Below are 16,123 nucleotides of genomic sequence, written 5' to 3' on the forward strand. Positions count from 1 at the left end.
CGCTGAGCATTACTCAGCGTTGTTCCTTTCAATCAACAGGAAAAACCTGGAGTGTTAGTTTTGGGCCAGGAATATATAGAAGACAAAAATATTAAGTTAAAAAAGATCAGTAATGGCAAGATACTGACAGAGATTATTTTACTTAAAATTACTATCTGGGCGATTTTTTTAATGGTGGCCCTGATAAGTTTTCATCCCTCCGATCCTAGCTGGTCGCAGACCACCTGGAATGAGCCGATTAAAAATTTAGCTGGCGGTATTGGTGCTTGGTCAGCTGATATTCTTTTCTCTGTTTTTGGCGTTTTAGCCTATGCTATACCATTAGTTATGTTGTTAGGATGTTGGAATGTATTTAAAGATATTGATAACCAGAATTGTCTGGATTTTTTTGTCTTTTCCTTACGTCTAATCGGTGGGTTGGCGCTAATAATTACATCGTGTGCTCTTGCATCACTTAATATTGATGATTTACCTAATTTTTCCTCTGGCGGAATTATTGGTAGTGTTTTTAGTAATGCCATCTTGCCTTGGTTTAATATTTTAGGAACAATCTTAGAGTTACTTTGTATATGGGCAGTTAGTTTCACCTTATTTACCGGTTGGTCATGGTTGACGATTGCGGAAAAGATTGGCGCACTAGTTTTAGCAACCATATCACTAATCACTAATCTTACTCGTAGAAATAACAAGCGTCGGACAACAGAAGCTTATGTTTCACCTCATCCGGCTAAATTGTACGATGGCAGCAATATAGATTATATCGATCCCGATGATGTACTTTTTTCACCTTCGCCAACTAGTCAGCTAGCGAAAGAGGAATTGAGCAATAATAAAAACCATGAATTGCATGGTTATAAGACATCTACTCTGATGTCTGATGAAACTGAAGTTAGTTTTGATATTCAATCAGCAGCGCTGGACAAATATGATGAAGATATCTTTAGCAAACCTTCAGATATACTTGTTCCAATGGATGATGATGTTAATTTAAATAAACCGATAGATACTAATACCGTTATTCAAGTTAGCGAGCAAGATAAAACCGCAAATCTAAGTGAAACATTAATATCATCGGTAACAAAAATAGATATCGAGGTTGACCATAGTACTGCTTTCACCCCAGTGAAATCGCAAATTAAAAAGGGAATTGGCCCAGAATTTCCACGTCTTAATCCTGTTCGTTTACCAACCCGACGTGAACTTTACGGCAATCGTCTAACAACACAAAAAGAGGAGGAGTTGGCTGCAGACCAAAACGCTTATCAAAATTCAGTAACGCAACCGGATGGTGCTGAGTTTAGTATTGATGATTGGAATGAAGATAAATTACGCGAACAGTTTTTGCAGCAGCAAAATAAACGTTATAATACTGATATATCTAACAATCTTAATCCGCCAACAGATAGAATTGATGACAAAGACAAACCGATTACATCAGATTAGGCAGAATTAAATACATCAGTTGAAAGCCAGCCGCATATTGAGCATAAATGGCCATTGGCAGAAGATGAAGAAGTATCGCAGAAGCAACTAGCAAAAGAGGTCAGCGAAATACCTTTATCTACTAAGGATAAAAAGCAAAACGTCGAAAAAACATTACCCGAGCAGGGAAGTCTTTTTCATCCGTTTCTGGTACGTAGTGATCAACTATTACCAAAATCTACGACACCGATGCCATCATTAGCCCTACTTGCCAGTCCACCCGCCCAAAATAAGCCGGTTGATATGTTTGCAATTGAGCAAACATCCCGTTTAATTGAAGCGCGTTTAAGCGATTATCGGGTAAAAGCAGAAGTTGTTAGTTTTTCTCCAGGGCCGGTTATTACTCGCTTTGAATTGGAGTTAGCTCCTAGCGTGAAGGCGGCACGTATTTCTAATTTATCAAGGGATTTAGCCCGTTCCTTATCAGCAACTGCCGTACGTATTGTCGAGGTGATACCGGGTAAACCTTATGTAGGATTAGAATTGCCCAATAGAAAGCGTCAGACGCTTTACCTACGCGAAGTGCTTGATTGTGATAAATTTCGGCACAACCCCTCACCATTAACCATTGTGTTAGGTAAAGATATTGAAGGTGAACCGGTTATCGCCGATTTAGAAAACATGCCCCATTTATTGGTTGCCGGTACCACTGGTTCGGGTAAATCTGTTGGGGTTAACGCCATGATCCTCTGTATTTTGTATAAAGCAAAGCCTGAGGATGTTAGTTTTATCATGATCGATCCTAAGATGTTGGAACTCTCTATTTATGCGGGCATTCCTCATTTGCTGACCGAAGTTGTCACCGACATGAAAGATGCAGCTAATGCACTGCGTTGGTGCGTTAATGAAATGGAACGTCGCTACAAGCTAATGTCTGCTTTAGGAGTAAGAAATTTAGTGGGCTATAACGATAAAATTAATGCTGCTGAACGTATATGGGGTGCCCGATACCTGATCCATTTTGGAAGCCAGGTGATAGCATGGATAGTAGTCACCCGGTACTGAAAAAAGAGCCTTATATTGTTGTTATGGTTGATGAATTTGCTAATCATCATGATGACCGCTGGCAAGAAAGTTGAAGAGCTAATTGCACGTTTGGCACAAAAAGCGCGGGCAGCCGGTATTCACCTTGTTTTGGCGACGCAAAGGCCATCGGTTGATATTATTACCGGTTTAATTAAGGTGAATATACCCACTCGGATTACGTTTACTGTATCAAGCAAGATAGATTCTCGCACCATCCTTGATCAAGGTGGCGCCGAATCTTTATTAGGCATGGGCGATATGCTTTACTTACCACCTAACTCCTCTATTCCAATTCGTGTCCATGGTGCGTTTGTTCGCGATCAGGAAGTGCATGATGTGGTTAAAGATTGGAAAGCTAGAGGTAAGCCCGAGTATATTGATAACATTACTAAGGCTAGCGATGAGGGTGGTAATGGTTATGATGGTGATGAAGAGCTTGATCCACTATTTGATCAAGCTCTTCAATTTGTGACGGAAAAGCAACGTGTCTCAATATCGGGCGTTCAACGACAATTCCGCATTGGTTATAATCGTGCCGCGAGGATTGTTGAACAGATGGAAGCGCAAGGGATCGTTAGTGAGCCAGGCCACAATGGTAATCGCGAAGTCTTAACACCACTACCAACAGGACATTGATTTAACATATTATCTTAAAACCAATAAATATGATGGATAAAAAGGTCATTACTTAATGAAAAAATTGATAATATTAGTCTTGTTAGCGATAACTTTTCATATTAGCCAGGTATGGGCGAATGCAGATTCTGAACTGCAAATGCGCCTAAATAAAATAAATAGTTTTCATGCCAATTTTACGCAAAAGGTGACCAGCGCTGATGGTGATTTAATTCAGCAAGGTGAAGGTCAGCTACGGATCAAACGGCCAAATTTATTTAACTGGCATATGGTAGCGCCGGATGAAAGTTGGTTAGTTTCTGATGGTACTAATCTTTGGTTTTATAATCCTTTTGTTGAGCAAGTTACGGTAACTTTATTGAGTCAGGCAACGACGGATACACCGTTTATGTTGATAACCCGTAATGATCCGCAGGATTGGAAACATTATCAGATTAGTCAAAATGATAATGATTTTCTGCTAACAGCGACCCAAAATAAGGGAAATTTGAAACATTTTTCCATTACTGTTCAGCCTGATGGCACTATTCAACAATTTACTGCGGTAGAGCGGGATGGCCAGATGAGTTCATACCAGCTCAAAGGTCAGCAAAATAGCCATGTTGATGACAGCAAATTTAAATTTGATCCACCACAAGGTGTAACTGTTGATGATCAAAGGTCAAGGAGGTGAGGTGATTAATTTGCCACTTGATTTTTCATCTAATGAATTTCAACCATTGGCCGCAAAAATGCGGCCAATCAACTTAGAGCAATATATTGGCCAGCTACATTTATTAGCTAAGGGCAAGCCACTCGCCCGCGCTATTGGTTCAGGACAACTGCATTCCATGATTTTGTGGGTGCCGCCAGGTACCGGAAAAACGACCCTGGCTGAAATTATCGGTCACTATTATGCGGATGCCGCCATTGAGAAGATCTCAGCCGTAACCTCAGGTATCAAAGAGATCCGCGAGGCGATTGAAATTGCCCGCCAAAATCGGCAATTAGGGCGAAGAACGATTTTATTTGTTGATGAAGTTCATCGCTTCAATAAAAGTCAACAAGATGCCTTTTTACCTCATATAGAAGATGGTACGGTAACGTTTTTATTGGAGCCACAACAGAAAATCCTTCTTTTGAGCTCAATTCAGCCTTACTTTCACGAGCGCGGGTTTATCTACTGAAATTGCTTTCTAATGAAGAAATTCTCATGGTTTTGCAGCAGGAAATGGAGGATAGAGAACGTAGTTATGGTGGCCAGAAAATTATTTTGCCCGATGACACTCGTGATATGATAGCCCAATTAGCCAATGGTGATGCCAGACGAGCATTAAATTTACTGGAAATGATGGTCGATATGGCTGAGAACAATTATAAAGATCAGCGAATATTAGCCGTAAATTTACTAAAAGAAGTTAGTGGTGAAAGAAGCGTTCGTTTTGATAATAAAGGCGATCGTTATTATGATCTCATTTCCGCATTACATAAATCTGTCCGTGGCTCTGCACCCGATGCAGCACTTTATTGGTATGTCCGAATTATCACTGCTGGCGGTGACCCCTTATATGTTGCTCGTCGCCTGCTGGCTATTGCCTCTGAAGATATAGGCAATGCCGAACCAAGAGCAATGTAAGTTGCGATAGCGGCGTGGGATTGTTTCACCCGTGTTGGCCCAGCGGAAGGAGAGCGAGCCATTGCCCAAGCAATTGTCTATTTAGCTTGTGCTGCTAAAAGTAATGGCGTTTATAAGGCTTTTCAGGCCGCCATAACAGACGCAAAGCAACAGCCAGATTATGTGTCCCTTTTCATTTACGTAATGCACCGACTAAGTTAATGAAAGAGATGGGCTTAGGTCAAGAATATCGCTATGCCCACGATGAGCTCAATGCTTATGCTGCTGGTGAAAATTACTTTCCAGCCGAGATGCAAGAAACACGTTATTATTTTCCATCAAATCGTGGTTTAGAAGGAAAAATTGGCAAAAAATTATCCTGGCTGACAGAATTGGATCAAAATAGCTTAACAAAACGCTATCGTTAAAAATCTCAATGGGGTAATGTAGCCAGATCAGGCTAAAAAAGTGTTAAGCGTCAGAGAAAACTGACAGTTTGTTTTTATTTTTAAACCATAATAATTTTACAGGGTTAAGCATGCTCGATCCAAATTTACTGCGTTATGAGCTAGACGTAGTTGCTGAAAAACTGGCTCGTAGGGGATTTATTCTCGATGTAGATATGTTGCGTAAACTAGAGCAAGAACGCAAAGATTTACAAATTAAAACAGAAAGCTTGCAGGCAGAACGAAATTCCCGCTCGAAGACCATCGGTGCAGCAAAAGCGCGCGGTGAAGATGTTGAAGCTTTACGTAAGCAAGTTAACCAGTTAGGTGAAGAGCTGGATAGTGCTAAAAATAAACTAACGCAAATACAGGATGACATTCGTAATATTGCTTTGAGTTTACCCAACTTACCCGATGACAGTGTACCAGATGGCAACGATGCAACCGACAATGTCGAAATAAGTCGTTGGGGTGGTGAGCCGCGTCAATATGATTTTACCATTAGGGATCATGTGGCATTAGGTGAATTAACTGATGGTTTAGATTTTTCGGCTGCGGTAAAAATTACTGGTTCCCGTTTTGTGGTCATGAAAGGCCAAATTGCGCGCTTGCATCGGGCATTAGCGCAATTCATGTTAGATTTACACACCGAACAACATAGTTATACGGAAACTTATGTTCCCTATTTAGTAAATCATGCCACCCTTTATGGCACCGGCCAGTTACCCAAATTCAGTGAAGATCTTTTTCATACCACACCATTGGAAGAACAGGCATCAAATCAGCAATATGCGTTGATCCCAACCGCTGAAGTGCCGGTGACTAATCTAGTTCGGGATGAAATTTTAGCGGCAGATAGTTTACCTCTCCGCCTGACAGCGTATACTCCTTGTTTTCGTTCTGAAGCGGGTTCTTATGGCCGCGATACGCGCGGCCTGATCCGTTTGCACCAATTTGATAAAGTTGAATTAGTGCAGATAGTAGAGCCAGAAAAATCGATAGCGGCACTGGAAGAATTAACCGGCCATGCAGAAAAAGTATTGCAATTACTAAAATTGCCTTACCGTAAAATTGTTTTATGTACTAGCGATATGGGTTTTGCAGCTTGTAAAACTTACGATTTAGAGGTTTGGTTACCGGCCCAAAATACCTACCGCGAAATCTCTTCTTGTTCAAATACCAGCGACTTCCAGGCACGTCGCATGCAAGCGCGTTTCCATAATAAAGAGGATAAAAAACCACAGTTGGTGCATACCTTAAATGGCTCTGGTTTGGCTATTGGTCGTACCTTGGTGGCGGTAATGGAAAATTATCAGCAAGCTGATGGACGGATTGAAGTGCCTGAAGTTTTACGTCCTTACATGAAGGAGTTAGAGTATATTGGTTAACGCAAGGAGTGATGTTATTAAAATAACAACGCTTGTGATCAACAAATAAACTTGTCTGTAATATTCGGCGAATATTAGCCAAATGTAATCAGACATAATATAAAGCTACTATTTAAAAGTAGCTTTATTTATTGCTGCGCGGACCGGCCATGACAAAAGTGCTGAGTAGATATCATATTTTAGTCTTGACGGTGAGTTTTCTATTTATTTCCTGTGCCAAAGAAGATAATTTTTTCTTGTTAATCGCTTAAATTAAGTTTATTGCTGTTTATGCTTTAGTTAATTAAAAAATATCAATTGAATATGTTTAAGAAATACGTTTCCCTTACTACTGAGTTAATCTAACACTCAAAAACCAAGGAGGCAGTATGGACACAGCATTATTTAAAAGTACCCCTACCATCTTAGTATAAGATGGTAGGGGGCTAGCCATCAGACAAATTCAATATAATCGCCATCCAGATACACCTAAGAATACCGAGACGTTAATCACGCGATATCAAAATAATATGCTGGGTTTTTTGGCTCGCAGCATAGATCCCCGTTTATATCAACAGCAGTAAACTGATAATACTGTTAAACCAAATTTCAGCTACATAGCATCGCTTAGTGGTGAAGTATTGTCGGTAGAGAGTGCTGATGCAGGAATGACGGTGACAATGAAAGATATTGCTCAAAGGCCACATTTTGCGGTCAATGCCACCTCATACCGCTGTCACTGATAGTATGAAGATAGTGACTCCCTTGGGCGATTGTTGTCGATCACGGAACAACAGTCAGGTAAAGAGTCTCAGATCAGTGAACGTTTTATCTGGGCTGGTAATAGCCAGGCAGAGAAAAAACTAAATTTAGTCGGTGCCTGTATTCGTCACTATGATACGGCGGGACTTGAACAAATCAATAGCATCGCCTTAAGCGGTGCCATGTTATCCACTTCACGTCGCTTACTACAAGATAATCTGGTTGCTAACTGGCAGGGACAGGATGGATCTGACTGGGATGCGCAGTTATCGGCAGCGATTTATACTAACCAGTATACCTGTGATGCGACTGGTGCGATATTGACGATTACCGATGCGATCGGTAATCGCCAGCGGCAGTCCTATGACGTGGCTAGTATGTTAATGAGTAGCTGGCTGACACTAAAATTAGGCCGAGAGCAGGTCATTGTTAAATTGTTAACCTATGCCGCCAAAGTACAAAAATTACGTGAAGAGCACGGCAATGGGATAGTGACTAGCTATAGGTATGAGCCAGAAACTCAGCGTCTGCTTAATATCAAAACGGAACGACCATACGGCAGGCGCCAAGATACTGCAAGATCTGCGTTATGACTATGATTCAGTAGGTAATGTGTTACGTATTACCAATGATGCTAACGCGACCCGCTTCTGGCGTAATCAGAAAATGTGCCGGAAAATCACTATCGCTATGATAGTCTCTACCAGCTGGTGCAAGCTACCGGCCGAGAAATGGACAATATTGGTCAACAAACTACGCAGTTACCGCCAGCATCTCCGATCGATAGTAATACCTTCGCCAATTATAGCCGAATCTAGACTTACGACAGTGGTGGTAATTTATCGCAAATACGCCATAGTGCCCCGACCAGTAACAATAATTATACCGTCAATATTACCGTATCTGATCGCACTAATCGGGCGGTATTAAGTAGCTTAACCGAAGATCCGACTATGGTAGACAGGCTGTTTACCCCAGGTGGACAGCAGCAGCAATTATTATCGAGGCAAGCGCTTACCTGGACGCCACGTGGAGAGTTACTAACGGTAACATTAGCCGTCCATAATGACCAACCCGCCGATCTGGAATGGTATCGTTACGATGCCAACAGTCAACGACTGGTTAAAACCAGCGTAAGACAGCAGAGTAATACCGAGCAGACACAGCAAGTGAATTTACCTGACAGGTGCTGAACTGCGTACTACAACCAATGGTAATGGCGCGCAAGAGCTGCTGGAAATAACAACCATGGGTGTGAGGCAGGACCAGCGCAAGTACGAGCGCTGTACTGGACAACAGGTAAACCAACGGAGATCAACAACGATCAGCTGCGCTACAGTTATGATGATCAGCTAGGCAACAGTCGGCTAGAGGTGGATGAAAATAGGCTACTGATAAGCCAGGAAGAGTATTATCCCTATGGCGGCACCTCGATATTACTGGCCGTCAGTCAGTTAGAAGTCAATTATAAAACTATCCGCTATTCAGGAAAAGAATTGGATGCCAGTGGACTCTATTATTACGGTTATCGCTACTACCAGCTCTGGGTGGGGCGTTGGTTGAGTGCTGTTCCGGCCGGTACTATTGGGGCTAAATCTCTATCGATTCTGTAGAAATAATCCAGTCACTTTAGTTGATGAAAAAGGGATGGCACCGCTTTTAAAAAGAGATGTGAAAAAAAGTATTAGTGAGGGTGTAACAATCATTGATCAAGTAAAAAGATGCTAAAGGATAATACTGAGGCGGTTGAGGCGGTGATGACTACTTTTTTTGGTGATAATTCTGATGAGCTTAAACAGAAATGGAGTAAAGATTTAGCAAAAGTACAGGAATTGATGAATGAAAATGATGTTGATAAAAATGCTCTTAAATCTTCTGAGAATGAAATGGGTAATGCTATTGCGGCGATCGTGGATGAGAAGCTTTCATTCTATTTGGAATATAGAAATGCTAAAAAAAGAGTTTATCAAAATGCAGACTTTATGGATAAAGATGAATTTAAAATGCAACTAAATGAAAAAAAAGATATATAAAGCCCAAAAACAAGCAAAATTTCTCTATATAAATTCGAAAAACTGGAGCATAGCCAAAGAAAAGGGGGAAGATGATTATATGGCACGTACTATGATCCATGAATTTTCACATGCTGCACTTTATATAGAAGATTATGCCTATGGAAAAATTCTTGCTGGGGTGGATCTGATCCCGCTTTATGCTCTGCCTAAAGGAATGTTAGCAAAAGAAGATCAACTTGATGCATATAAAAATGTTATGACACCATCAGGTTAAGAAAATTTTGCGAAAATAGTATATATGAATGCAGATTCTTTTTCTTATGCCACAGCGCTTTTAGCCTATTCAGCGTCTAAAGACAGTAAACGGAGAAAGCAATTCGAACGCTTTGTTATCAATCGGCCGGCATTAGCAGATTAATCTTAGCGTTATTTTTAATATTAGGGCTTTTTTCTGTTCATACCACTATGAAAAAAGCCCTATTTATTAAAACTGAAAAATTAAATCACAAGATTTTTTATCGCTCATCGAATAAATTAATAAACCACTTTATGGCCATATCCTTGCAGAACATGTTTTATTCGCTCCATGGTTTCCGTTGATGGAGGTCTGATATCACTCAGCTGGTACTCTTCCCCCATCGCTAGCCATTTATGCTTGCCTAATTCATGGTAGGGTAACAGCTCTATTTTTTCGATATTAGGCATATCACTGGTAAATTGACCTAGTAAGTGGGCGGATTAGACATCATCTGACCAACTAGGTACCACTACATAACGGATCCAGGTTTTCTGTCCACGTTTCACCAGATAGCGGGCAAATTCTAAAGTGCGATGATTGGAAACGCCAACCAGATTCTTATGAATGCTATCGTCCAGTTGTTTTAGATCTAACATCACTAAATCGGTGACATCCAGTAATTCATCGATCACTTTATCATAACGGCGGACAAAACCATTAGTATCAAGACAAGTATGAATGCTTTGTTGCTGATAAGCGCGAAACCAGTCTCGAATAAATTCAGCCTGCAAAATGGCTTCGCCGCCGGAAGCGGTCATCCCGCCACCGGAAGCATTCATAAAATGGCGGTAGCTAACCACTTCTTTCATCAATTCTTCGACGGTAATTTGTTTACCACCGTTGGTATCCCAGGTATCTCGGTTATGGCAGGCATTTTAGGCCCAACTTGTAGTTTAGATTTTTCATCAATACCACCATTAATGGTATATAGCAATGTTTTGGCTAAGTTTGCGCGTGCGCCGAAAGATTGCATCTGTTTACCGACGATCATCGGACTGACACAGCACGCAATCGCATAGTCATCATTGTCAAAATCTGGTCGCATCAAATCATCGTTTTCATACTGAATTGATGAAGTATCAATAGACACTTTAGCGGCAAATTTTTTGAAATTCAGTGGCAGCTTTTCTGACCAAAGAATTGTCATATTGGGTTCCGGAGAAGGACCCATCGTATATAGCGTATTGAGGAAACGATAAGTATTTTTCGACACTAAGGTATGGTCCATCGACACCCATACCAGCCAGTGACTCGGTTGCCCAAATAGGATCGCCGGAGAATAGCTCGTCATATTCATGGGTACGCAGCAGGAAACGCACCATACGCAGTTTCATGACTAAGTGGTCGATAAGCTCCTGTGCTTGTTGCTCGTTTAAAAGACCAGCTTTTAGATCGCGTTCAATATAAATATCAAGGAAAGTAGAAACACGGCCGAAAGATATAGCGGCGCCATTTTGCGATTTAACCGCCGCCAGATAGACAAAATAGGTCCATTGAACCGCTTCTTTCGCATTGGTAGCCTGGTCTGAAATATCATAGCCATATTTTGCCGCCATCTCTTTCATTTGACCTAACGCACGGTGTTGCTCGGCAATCTCTTCACGTAATTGAATGGTCATTTCCAGCTCTTCACCCTGCTCTAGCTTACTTTGCAGAGAGTTGAACTGAGCTAGTTTATTATCACGTAAAAAATCAATACCGTAAAGTACTACCCGACGATAGTCACCGATTATCCGGCCATGACCATAGGCATCTAGCAGTCCGGTTAAAATACCTGATTTACGGCATTTCATAATATCGGGCGTATAAACATTGAATACCCCTTGATTATGGGTCTTACGGTATTCGGTAAAGATTTTTTTTAACGATGGATCCAGTTCACGATCGTAGGCTTTACATGAACCTTCGACCATTTTGATGCTACCAAAGGGGATCAATGCGCGCTTAAGTGGCGCATCAGTTTGTAGACCTACAATCTGCTCTAACTTTTTTTCAATATAACCGGCATCATGGGAAGTAATAGTGGCAGCAATAGCAGTATCAAAATTGATAGGGGCATGAGTACGATTTTCGATCTTGATCCCTTGCATCACTTTTTCCCACAAGGTATCAGTCGCTTTGGTTGCACCGGCTAAAAATGATTCATCACCTTCATAAGGAGTATAATTGCTTTGGATGAAATCACGCACATCAACGTCTTTTTGCCAGTTCCCCTGATTAAATTCTTGCCATGCAGCAGAGAATTTTTCATTTAACTTGGACATCATATTTTTACCTTTATTTTTAAATAATAAAATGCTGACAACCAGTACCGCGATCGATCAATGTTAACATACATCACGTAAATATATTAACCAATATGTCATACCGACTAACAAAGCGCCGCCGATGATATTACCAATAGTGACAGGTATAATATTTTCTGTAATAAAATTGGCCACAGTTAAATGAGAAAACTGGCTTTCATTTACTCCGGTCATCAGCCAAAAATCCGGTGATGCAAAATTTTTGATCACGATACCTAACGGGATCATAAACATGTTGGCAATGCTATGTTCAAAACCACTGGTAACAAACATGCCTATTGGTGAAATTAATACAAAAATTTTATCTAGCAAGCTACGACCGGAATAACTCATCCAGACACCCAAGCAAACCATCAAGTTGGCTAAAATACCTAAACAAAGCGCTTCGAGAAAAGTGTGATCAAGTTTATGATTTACAGTTTGTAAAACATTAAGTCCCCATTGGCCATTAGCCACCATATACTGTCCGGCAAACCAGATTAATGCAACGAACAACAGCGCACCAACAAGATTACCAATGTAGACATGAAACCAATTAACAAACATCTGTTTCCAAGAGACTTTGCCGGTTGCTTTTGCCACAATGGTTAACACGGTAGAAGTGAAAAGATCAGCCCCACAGATAAACACCAGCATGAGTCCTAACGAAAAACATAGACCACCAGCAAGTTTAGCCAGTCCGAAAGGAACAGTAGCAATACCAGTGATGACAGTAATATAAAAAACGAAAGCAATGGAAATAAATATACCTGCGGTAATAGCAGATAAATAAGTAATTCGAGGATGCTTATTAACTTTATATACCCCTGTATTATCGGCAAGTTGCGCCATTGCAGCCGGTGATAATAAATTGGACAAGTTGTTAGCTTTCATAACCAACATGCTCTTATGAATTTAAGGAATTATGACGTTAGCAATATTAACAAAGGGGACATCAGATAAATTTGATATAGATCATTATTATTTGGTTAATAAATAGCAATAAAACCAAAAAATTATGATAACTACTTGATTTATATTATAAAATTTTTAATTTTTATAAAAAAATTTTATAAAAACGATTGAGAAATAAATAATCATGTTAAATTATCGTTGAAAGCAGTTTTTTGTCCAATAAAGATTAACCTGATATTTATTGTTAGATTTGACTAATCAGTTAAAGTAAGCCTGTTTAGCGGTTTGCAGTTTATGATAAGCATTGAGTAACGCTTGATGCGCCAGCAGCCTTTGTAACTCAGCATCAATTGACCACAAGCCATAAAAACAATTTTCACCGGCAATAGCTTTTGATGCGGCCGTAACAGCTTGTTGACCATACATTTTGTTGAAAGCTTCATCATATTGAAAAGGCTGACGCTCAGCTTCTTGAGTTAGTTGCAGTAATGTTTGTAGACAGCGAGAATAATTAGCTCGCTCGGTAGTAAATAGCGAAGAATTGAACTCTAACGTCCATTCAACCCATAGTAGCGCTTGAGCAAAATCACCACCTGCCAGTGCTAGCATCGATTTTAATTCACCGATCCGTCAATGGCTCCAGTCATTACCACTACCAACGGCAATACCTAATAATTCACGAACACGAGTAAAATCATCAAAACCTTCATCATCCAGTCGCCCTAACAACCTCAGATAATCATCTTTTTGCCACTGACTATCAGGCGGCGACATCATAATGGTATCACGTAAATCTATCGCCATCGCGTTATTGGCAATCTGCAGATCGTCGACTGGATAAATATCCGATATTCCCGGAACAATAATACGGCAGACATAAACATCTAAATGCTGATATCGGCAATATAAACTTCAGCATTCATGTGATTGAAAATCGCCATCAAAGTAGCAAATTCTGCGTTTGGGGTGCCTTTAAAGTTCCAATCGACAAAGGAATAATCGGCATCAGGTTTAAATAGATCCCAACTAATTAAACCGCTTGAATTGATAAAATGTGTTTCCAGATTAGTATGCTCTGCAACTTCATCATCATCAAATGTTGGCATATTAAATACATCTAAATCTTTTAAACTGCGGCCTTGCAGTAATTCGGTAACCGTACATTCAAGTGCAATACCAAAATCAGAATGGGCACCAAAAGAAGCGAAACAAGTGCCATTACTCGGATTAAAAAGTACCACACAGATAACCGGGTATTTACCACCGAGCGAAGCATCAAAACAGAAAAAAAATAGGAAAACCTTCCTCTTCTAATTTAGCAACCGCCTGAACAACGCCAGGATAGCGCTTCATGACATGCTCAGGAATAACAGGCAAACTGATTCGCTCGGCAATAATACGGTTTTTAATACGACGCTCAAAGATCTCTGACAATGCCTGCACCCGCGCTTCATCTTGCGTATTACCGGCTGACATGCCATTCGACACATACAGATTACCAATAATATTCATTGGAATATAAACTGTTTGTTGATCGGATTGGCGGATAAAAGGTAACGTACAAATCCCCGGGCCTTATTACTTGATTGTAAATCAATCAGCATACTAGCGGACAAATTATTATCGGGATCGTAGAAAGCACGTAATTTTGCATCCAACATTCCTTCGGGTAAGTGATCGTCCGATGTTAGAGCAAACCGCTTTTCATTGGGATAGTGGACAAAATTAGCACTTGCAATTTTAGCGCCTAGATAAAAATCAGTGAAAAAGTAATTGGTTGCTAAACGTTCAAAATATTCGTCCAGTGCAGAGGCCAAGGTGGCTTTTTTACTGGCGCCTTTACCGTTAGTAAAATACATAGGGCAGTCTATATCACGGATATGGACTGACCAGACATTCGGCACTGGATTTAACCAAGAGGCCTCTTCAATATGAAAACCGAGTTTTTTAAGTTGTTGCTGAAACGTGGTAATAGAATCTTCTAATGCGGCATCTTTGCCAGGAATAAAGGTTTGGCTCATAAATGGGTTACTTATTCGTTTTTGATAACTAAAAGCAGATAATACGGCATTTTTGTTTGCTTCTCTATTCGGGGATAGGCCATAGTAGCAAAATGCAGCATTGAAATTAATAGCTATTTTTGCTGTAAATAACAGAAATATATTTTGCATTTTATATAATTTACCAGATTTTTAAAATGGCATTTTATTATGAAGAAGTTAAATGTTTCTTTGTTAGTTCGTGCTATGTTGTTAACTAACAGTGCTGCTTCTGCCTTACCAACCATTACGGTACTAGCCACTGGAGGTACGATAGCTGGTGGCTGTGATTCAGCCACTCAATCCCAATATACAGCCGGTAAAGTGAGTATTGATGCATTAATTAATGCGGTACCGGAAATAAAGAAAATTGCGCATCTTGATGGCGAACAAATTGTTAATATCGGTTCGTAAGATATGAATGATCAGGTATGGTTAACTTTAGAGAAGAAAATTAATGCCGATTGTCACAAGACAGCTGGTTTTATCATTACTCATGGTACTGACACGCTAGAGGAAACCGCTTATTTTTTTAGATTTAACTACCCACTATCATAAACCTATTGTAATGGTTGGTGTGATGAAGCCTGCCTCAGCATTAGGTGCTGATGGGCCGTTAAATTTCTATAATGCCGTTATTATTGCCACTGATAAAGAGGCGGGCAAACGAGTCGTCTTATTAGCCATGGACGATAAAGTTATTAGTGGTCGTAATGTGGTTAAAATGAATACCAACTTTGTTGAGGCATTTGAAGCTGTTAATGCTGGCGCTGAAGGTTTTATCTACAATGGCAAAGTGCACTATTTAAACGCGGCTCAACCCAGAGCGCAGAACGCAATTTTTGATGTTAGTCAGTTAGATAATAAATTACCTAAAGTTGGTATTGTTTATAATTATTCAAATGCATCAGCACTACCAGCCAAGTCATTTATCTATCATGGCTATCAAGGCATTATTAGTGCTGGAGTAGGCAACGGCAATATGTATAACAAAATTTTTAATGTATTGGCCGATGCAGTAAAACAAGGCATTGGGGTTGTTCGCGCTAGTCGTGTGCCAACAGGTTTTACAACTCGCGATGCAGAAGTGGATGATAGTAAATATGGATTTGTTGCTGCAGAACGTTTGAATCGGCAGAAGGCTAGGGTTTTACTACAGTTAGCCTTGACTCAAATCCATGACCCAATAAAAATTCAAGCGATGTTTGATAAATATTAATTGGTTATCAGAAAAATGCTGTTTGCCGGCCAGTTGTTT

Annotated in this window: 9 protein-coding genes and 8 pseudogenes; 11 read left to right on the top strand and 6 right to left on the bottom strand. The window is 40.2% G+C overall.

The genetic code is table 11. The features are described from left to right. Nucleotides 1-51: 51 nt before the first annotated feature. The 10 genes and pseudogenes from ARADI_RS22070 (at nucleotide 52) to ARADI_RS01065 (ending at nucleotide 9,602) form a co-directional block, all read left to right on the top strand. Nucleotides 52-1,443 carry a DNA translocase FtsK 4TM domain-containing protein gene (locus ARADI_RS22070; protein WP_369406905.1) on the top strand — a complete coding sequence of 464 codons (1,392 nt, stop codon included), beginning with the start codon at nucleotides 52-54 and terminating at the stop codon, nucleotides 1,441-1,443. Between the two features lie 228 nt (nucleotides 1,444-1,671). Then, nucleotides 1,672-2,580, top strand: a pseudogene (locus tag ARADI_RS20425) (DNA translocase FtsK); the annotation flags it as partial. A gap of 186 nt (nucleotides 2,581-2,766) precedes the next feature. Beyond that, the gene (locus ARADI_RS20430) at nucleotides 2,767-3,144 is read left to right on the top strand and encodes a DNA translocase FtsK (protein ID WP_369406965.1); all 378 of its coding nucleotides are present in this window, start codon (nucleotides 2,767-2,769) and stop codon (nucleotides 3,142-3,144) included. A 55-nt stretch (nucleotides 3,145-3,199) separates the two neighbouring features. Continuing rightward, the gene (gene lolA / locus ARADI_RS01040; protein WP_119710877.1) at nucleotides 3,200-3,817 is read left to right on the top strand and encodes an outer membrane lipoprotein periplasmic chaperone LolA; all 618 of its coding nucleotides are present in this window, start codon (nucleotides 3,200-3,202) and stop codon (nucleotides 3,815-3,817) included. After that, nucleotides 3,795-4,310: an AAA family ATPase gene (locus tag ARADI_RS16975; RefSeq protein ID WP_238149057.1), complete on the top strand. Its 516-nt coding sequence runs from the start codon at nucleotides 3,795-3,797 to the stop codon at nucleotides 4,308-4,310. The genes lolA and ARADI_RS16975 overlap by 23 nt, the downstream gene beginning before the upstream one ends. 107 nt (nucleotides 4,311-4,417) lie before the next feature. Continuing rightward, nucleotides 4,418-5,166 (top strand): annotated as a pseudogene (locus ARADI_RS16980) (AAA family ATPase). 110 nt (nucleotides 5,167-5,276) lie between these two features. Beyond that, a complete protein-coding gene (serS, locus tag ARADI_RS01050; RefSeq protein WP_119711598.1) occupies nucleotides 5,277-6,572 on the top strand; it encodes a serine--tRNA ligase in 1,296 nt (431 codons plus the stop codon). Nucleotides 6,573-7,786: 1,214 nt separating this feature from the next. Further along, a pseudogene (locus ARADI_RS21485) lies at nucleotides 7,787-8,963 on the top strand (RHS repeat-associated core domain-containing protein); the annotation flags it as partial. A gap of 71 nt (nucleotides 8,964-9,034) precedes the next feature. After that, the gene (locus ARADI_RS01060; RefSeq protein ID WP_119710878.1) at nucleotides 9,035-9,346 is read left to right on the top strand and encodes a hypothetical protein; all 312 of its coding nucleotides are present in this window, start codon (nucleotides 9,035-9,037) and stop codon (nucleotides 9,344-9,346) included. Further along, on the top strand, nucleotides 9,327-9,602 hold the full coding sequence (locus tag ARADI_RS01065) for a M35 family metalloendopeptidase (RefSeq protein WP_119710879.1): 276 nt from the start codon (nucleotides 9,327-9,329) through the stop codon (nucleotides 9,600-9,602). Before ARADI_RS01060 ends, ARADI_RS01065 begins: the two co-directional genes overlap by 20 nt. A 260-nt stretch (nucleotides 9,603-9,862) precedes the next feature. On the opposite strand, the pseudogene pflA reads toward ARADI_RS01065, so the two are convergent. From pflA to ARADI_RS20470, 6 genes and pseudogenes are all read right to left on the bottom strand, one after another. Further along, nucleotides 9,863-10,453 (bottom strand): annotated as a pseudogene (gene pflA / locus ARADI_RS01070) (pyruvate formate-lyase-activating protein). A gap of 35 nt (nucleotides 10,454-10,488) precedes the next feature. Continuing rightward, nucleotides 10,489-11,890: pseudogene (locus ARADI_RS01075) on the bottom strand (pyruvate formate lyase family protein); the annotation flags it as partial. Nucleotides 11,891-11,953: 63 nt separating this feature from the next. Next, complete coding sequence (gene focA / locus ARADI_RS01080) at nucleotides 11,954-12,805, bottom strand: formate transporter FocA (protein ID WP_119711599.1); 852 nt, start codon at nucleotides 12,803-12,805, stop codon at nucleotides 11,954-11,956. Between the two features lie 279 nt (nucleotides 12,806-13,084). Next, nucleotides 13,085-13,630: pseudogene (locus ARADI_RS20460) on the bottom strand (hypothetical protein). Between the two features lie 80 nt (nucleotides 13,631-13,710). Beyond that, nucleotides 13,711-14,067: a YcaO-like family protein gene (locus ARADI_RS20465; RefSeq protein WP_369406910.1), complete on the bottom strand. Its 357-nt coding sequence runs from the start codon at nucleotides 14,065-14,067 to the stop codon at nucleotides 13,711-13,713. 34 nt (nucleotides 14,068-14,101) lie between these two features. Then, a pseudogene (locus ARADI_RS20470) lies at nucleotides 14,102-14,997 on the bottom strand (YcaO-like family protein). Nucleotides 14,998-15,036: 39 nt separating this feature from the next. Here ARADI_RS20470 and ansB point away from each other — a divergent pair. Continuing rightward, nucleotides 15,037-16,084: pseudogene (gene ansB / locus ARADI_RS01090) on the top strand (L-asparaginase 2). The last annotated feature ends 39 nt before the right edge of the window (nucleotides 16,085-16,123 follow it).

Origin of the sequence: Arsenophonus endosymbiont of Aleurodicus floccissimus (assembly GCF_900343025.1) — a bacterium.
GTDB lineage: Bacteria > Pseudomonadota > Gammaproteobacteria > Enterobacterales > Enterobacteriaceae > Arsenophonus.

Coding starts and splice junctions, on each gene's coding strand:
- ARADI_RS20430 (WP_369406965.1), top strand. CDS start 2,767: ATGCTTTACTTACCACCTAACTCCTCTATTCCAATTCGTGTCCATGGT.
- lolA (WP_119710877.1), top strand. CDS start 3,200: ATGAAAAAATTGATAATATTAGTCTTGTTAGCGATAACTTTTCATATT.
- ARADI_RS16975 (WP_238149057.1), top strand. CDS start 3,795: ATGATCAAAGGTCAAGGAGGTGAGGTGATTAATTTGCCACTTGATTTT.
- serS (WP_119711598.1), top strand. CDS start 5,277: ATGCTCGATCCAAATTTACTGCGTTATGAGCTAGACGTAGTTGCTGAA.
- ARADI_RS01060 (WP_119710878.1), top strand. CDS start 9,035: ATGCTAAAGGATAATACTGAGGCGGTTGAGGCGGTGATGACTACTTTT.
- ARADI_RS01065 (WP_119710879.1), top strand. CDS start 9,327: ATGAAAAAAAAGATATATAAAGCCCAAAAACAAGCAAAATTTCTCTAT.
- focA (WP_119711599.1), bottom strand. CDS start 12,805: ATGAAAGCTAACAACTTGTCCAATTTATTATCACCGGCTGCAATGGCG.